1 protein-coding gene is annotated in these 1,487 nt (G+C 72.4%); it reads left to right on the top strand.

Annotated elements, in window-relative coordinates; translation table 11 throughout:
- Window positions 1-249 precede the first annotated feature (249 nt).
- Window positions 250-1,487, top strand: a 1,238-nt coding sequence (locus I4W09_RS10255) for an IS110 family RNA-guided transposase (RefSeq protein WP_196034095.1), incomplete at its 3' end; no start/stop codon positions are given.

The raw sequence follows: 1,487 nt of genomic DNA on the forward strand, positions 1-1,487 counted from the left end.
TGCACCCGTATACCATTGACGTCGACACCATCAGATGCGGACCGCGCGGTGACCCCACATTCCGCTGGCGCCCACAGGGCTGCCCTCGTTTCCTGACATGTCCCGCGCGGGCCGCGGCGAGCCGAGACCGCCGCATGACCTAATAGGAGCATGGAGCGATACCGCGGACCCGAACAACCGCATTCTATCGCGCCCCGTCAGTGTGCCGTCTGCCCGGTCCAGGCGAGCACGGAAAGAACGGAGCGAGACATGCAAAACGAATCGACACCCGGCGCCCGCGGGCCGGTCTTCTGCGGGGTCGACACCCACGCCGACTCGCACTGGCTGTGCGTCCTGGACTGGAGGGGCCGCAAGGTCCTGTCCCGCCAGTTCCCCGCCGACGCGGCGGGCTACGAGGCGCTCGCCGGGGCGATCGCGGCGGCCGGGGAGCCGGCCTGCGTCGCGATGGAGGGGACGTCGTCCTACGGGGCGGGCCTCACCAGGCACCTCGCGTCGCTGGGGATGCCCGTGCGCGAGGCGCTCTCCCCGGCGAGGACGCAGAGGAGGCGCCCGGGGCAGGGGAAGTGCGACGAGTCGGACGCGGAGAGGGCCGCCCGCGCGGCGATGTCCGGCTCAAGGCTCGGGACCCCCAAGAGCCAGGACGGGTGGGTCGACGGGGTGCGCTGCATGCTCGCGGCGCGCTCCGGGGCGGTGAAGGCGCGGACCTCGGCGATCAACACCGCGAGGTCGCTGCTCACCACCGCCCCGGAGGGGCTCAGGTCGAGGTTCCGCGGCATGGGAGGGCCGAGGCTGATGGAGGAGCTCCCCTCCGTGCGCGCCGAGGGCGCGCTGGGCGCCGCGCTCGGCGCGCTGGCGGACCTGTGGGCGGCGGCGCGCGACGCGGCGCTCGACATGGAGCGCGCGATCGAGGCGTCCCTGGAGGAGAACTGCCCCGCGCTGCTGGCGATGTACGGGTGCGGGCCCGTGAGCGCGGCCAAGCTCGCGGTCGCGGCCGGGGACAACCCGGGCAGGCTGCGCTCCGAGGCGTCGTTCGCGGCGATATGCGGGGCCTGCCCAATCCCCGCCTCGAGCGGCAAGACCGTGAGGCACAGGCTCAACAGGGGCGGCGACCGGCAGGCGAACAGCGCTCTGCACGAGATCGCGAGGCAGAGGGTCATGCGCGACCCCGAGACCGCCGAGTACGCCGAGAGGGCCAGGGCGCGGGGGAAGAGCGACAGGGAGGTCATGAGGTGCCTCAAGCGCTACGTGGCCAGGGAGGCGTACCGGGCGCTGATGCGCCCGCACGAGGTCAGGAGGCCCGAGGACGCCTCGGGGCTCGTGGCGGCCAGGCGCGCGGCGAGGGTCAGCCAGGTGAGGGCGGCGTCCATATTGGGAACCAGCGAGAAGTACATCTCGATGCTGGAGAGGGGCCAAAGGGAGCTCAAGCCCATAAGGAGGGCCTACGAGGCATGGGTCGAGGCCGGACTTCCGCTCGATTGGGACAGGCA

The sequence above is a fragment of the Collinsella aerofaciens genome, from assembly GCF_015670795.1.
Taxonomy (GTDB): Bacteria; Actinomycetota; Coriobacteriia; order Coriobacteriales; family Coriobacteriaceae; genus Collinsella; species Collinsella aerofaciens_Q.